Source organism: Brevibacterium sp. (assembly GCF_022712115.1).
GTDB lineage: Bacteria > Actinomycetota > Actinomycetes > Actinomycetales > Brevibacteriaceae > Brevibacterium > Brevibacterium salitolerans.
This window is the reverse complement of record NZ_JALAHB010000001.1, coordinates 1-2,885: the sequence shown is the minus strand read 5'-3', so window position 1 is coordinate 2,885 and position 2,885 is coordinate 1. Positions and strand designations below refer to the sequence as shown.

Here is a 2,885-nt window from a genome sequence, read left to right as displayed (position 1 = left end):
TTTCCCGACTGGCGAACGAGAAACTACTCTAGACCTTCACACGCTGCCTGCGCAAATCACTGACTCGTGACTCACACCACACCCACCCGAAACCCGGACAGGCCTGGCAACGCATTCAGTATCCACAAACAATTCCCCTACTGCCCGCAATTGGTTACGAGAAACCGCATCCGAATGTGGCTGTCCATTCCGGACTGACCATTCAGATCGTTTCCCGCGCTTTTCTGCTGGGCAACGAGAGATAAATTTACACACTCATGGTCGCGCTGCGCAAACGCGGAGACCGTGATGCCCAACACCTCGTCGATGCGGTGCTCCGATGCAGACCGGCTACGAGCCGGCCGCGGCCTCCAGCGCCGCTCTCAGCCGCCGCCGCGGAATCTCGAGCCCGTCTGCCGCCTCCCGAATGTCAGGCTCCGCGAGACCGACCTCACGCGCAGTATCCGCCCAACGCGCCACCGCCCGGTCCACTTCCATGATGACTTCCGCTGCTCTGTGCGGTGCCAGCCCGCAGTACTCCGCGAACTGGACCACAGCCTCGGCTTCGTCGTTCCCTCCGGTTGCGCCCATCACCGCCGTCTGCCGGTCGGAATCTGGATCCGGATCCGGGTTGACATCGAACACCGGGGACAGACGCCAGCCGGCGTCCGTTCGCAGGAAACCATGATTGCGGAGGTGGTCATCCGTATTGTGGATCGCAGCGGAGAAGACGACCCGTCGGAACATCTGTGCGGCATCCGCGCGCCAATCGGCACTGTGCTCTTCGATCGCACTCACCACATCCAGATAGTCCGAGTACTCTCCGTCTCGCCGCTCGGCCGCGGTCATTGCGCTCATGTAGCCGATGCGGGCGCCACGCTCCGCACGGTCGAAGCGGTCAAGGAGGAGCACCGGCCTGGACTCGATGCGTATGAGACGGGACCGAGGCACCGGTATCCCTGCATCCCCTGCGAGACGCAGTGCCACCTGCTCCCACTCGATCACAGGGCGGTCCTCCGCCGGCCTCGTGAACTTCGCGAGGAGGAGACGTCCATCGTCACCCGTCACCGCAGCCTTGGGCCGTGCGCCTCCCAGCGATCCCGTGCCGGCCTCCAGCAGCTCCTGGATCGCACGTCCGTCCCCGGCCACCGCGCGGTCTGCCGCTCGCTGCACGCGCGGCAGGCTGAGGACGGGAGGAACCCGGACATGGGCCGCGACGAACTCGGAGCTCTCACCGCGCGTGAACCGCAGAGCGCCCTGACGCGTCTCGTCACTCACCCCCAGGAGGAAGTCCACGTCCGAGAGATCGCGGCGGGCCTGGCCACGCTCCTGTGCCTCCCGCCGGAACTGCTTCTCCACGAGTGTGCGTCCCCACCGATCAGGCGAGCAGTCCTGAAAGGCGCCCGGCAGCCCCTCCACGGACGCCGGGCCGGCGATCAGGGGCAGCCGGGGGTCTATGGCGTAGGCATCCGTGCGGCGCAGATAGTCGGTGGCGTACGAGAAGGTGGTGGTCACTCGTCTGCGCGCGACGTGGAAGAAGGCCATGCCCGCCCGCACCGGAGCCCCGCCGAGCTCCACGAAGACGCTCGCCGACTCCGTCACCGGCGCACTCGCTTGGGGAGAGCCGACTGGGCCCGGAGCCGGCCGAGCTCCGTGCCCATGGGATCGAAGGCCTCCACGACGTGTTCGAGCTGTCCAACAGCGTCAGCGACGGCCAGAACCGCGCCGAAGGACACCGAGGGGTCGCCCTTCTCCACCTTCCGGAGCGTGGAACGCGAGATCCCGGCACGCGTAGCCACGTCCTCAGCCCGCATCCCCATCATGCGTCGCCAGGTCTGCAGGTGCTCACCGGCTTCCGCCGCGCGTCGCTGCACCGCAAAACGAACCATCGCTCACTCCTCAGTGTTGCTGACGCACACACTCTACGAGGCAAGGGTTGCGCTGGCAACAGTTATGAATCGGCGGAAGATGCTGCGCCGCCGAATGCCTCCAGCGCGCCTCCGTCCAGCCGGAATGTGCTCCACTCCGACATCGGATGAGCACCCAGGGACCGATAGAACTCGATCGCCGCGGAGTTCCAGTTCAGAACCTGCCATTCGACACGGCGCCACCCCCGTGCCACTGCCACCGCGGCCAGGGACTGGAGCAGCGCTCCTCCTCGTCCTGTGCCGCGGCACGCCGGACGGACGTAGAGGTCCTCGAGGTGTATCCCGTTCACGCCTTCCCAGGTGGAGAAGGTGAGATACCAGAGCGCGAACCCGTCGAGCCGAAACGAAGTGCCACCGGCCTCCGCAGCCTCAGCGACGTGCGCGAATATGGTGGAGCGAGGGCCGAACAACGCATCCCGGAGTCCGCTCTCCGTGAGCTTCACGGCGTCAGGCTCCTTCTCGAACTCGGCGAGATCGACGATCATGCCGAGGATCTCCGGGACATCCGCCTCGACAGCCTCCCGAATGCGCCCACGGCCCGTAGAACCTCCCGCGCGTGTCCGCTCTTCCTCACGCGGCGACGATGATTCGCTTCCCATGCGACACAGCATACGCATCTGCGCAGGCCGGCTGTCGTGCGTCGCTGCATGAAAGGCCCCACACGCCATAGGGAAGTACCGACCGCGCGGAACAGCGGAAACACCCAGACCCACTGGAGTGCTGCGGGAGCCCGGCGCAGGCGTGTTCGGGTGGTGTGGGTTCGGGCCGGCTGGGTTGAACAGCCCAGCCGGCCAGAACACACACCTGCAGCCCCACCCGGCGGGTCAACACAAAGCGCCCGTGAATGAGGGGAGGCCCCCACACCACACACCCCCACAAACAGGGGGGCATGCAGCATGAGGGCCTCAACCCAACCAACGAATATTGCGGCAGTGACTTACTCTCCCACACCCACAAAAGTGCAGTACCATCAGCGCT

At 65.9% G+C, this 2,885-nt stretch carries 3 protein-coding genes; all 3 read right to left on the bottom strand.

Annotated features, from left to right (window positions below):
- Positions 1–330 precede the first annotated feature (330 nt).
- Positions 331–1,581: a type II toxin-antitoxin system HipA family toxin gene (locus Q0A33_RS00015; RefSeq protein WP_291791290.1), complete on the bottom strand. Its 1,251-nt coding sequence runs from the start codon at positions 1,579–1,581 to the stop codon at positions 331–333.
- The gene (locus Q0A33_RS00010) at positions 1,578–1,868 is read right to left on the bottom strand and encodes a helix-turn-helix transcriptional regulator (RefSeq protein WP_291791287.1); all 291 of its coding nucleotides are present in this window, start codon (positions 1,866–1,868) and stop codon (positions 1,578–1,580) included. Before Q0A33_RS00010 ends, Q0A33_RS00015 begins: the two co-directional genes overlap by 4 nt.
- A gap of 62 nt (positions 1,869–1,930) precedes the next feature.
- Entirely contained in the window at positions 1,931–2,392 is a 462-nt protein-coding gene (locus tag Q0A33_RS00005; RefSeq protein ID WP_291791284.1) for a GNAT family N-acetyltransferase, read from the bottom strand.
- Positions 2,393–2,885 lie beyond the last annotated feature (493 nt).

Coding starts and splice junctions, on each gene's coding strand:
- Q0A33_RS00005 (WP_291791284.1), bottom strand. CDS start 2,392: ATGATCGTCGATCTCGCCGAGTTCGAGAAGGAGCCTGACGCCGTGAAG.
- Q0A33_RS00010 (WP_291791287.1), bottom strand. CDS start 1,868: ATGGTTCGTTTTGCGGTGCAGCGACGCGCGGCGGAAGCCGGTGAGCAC.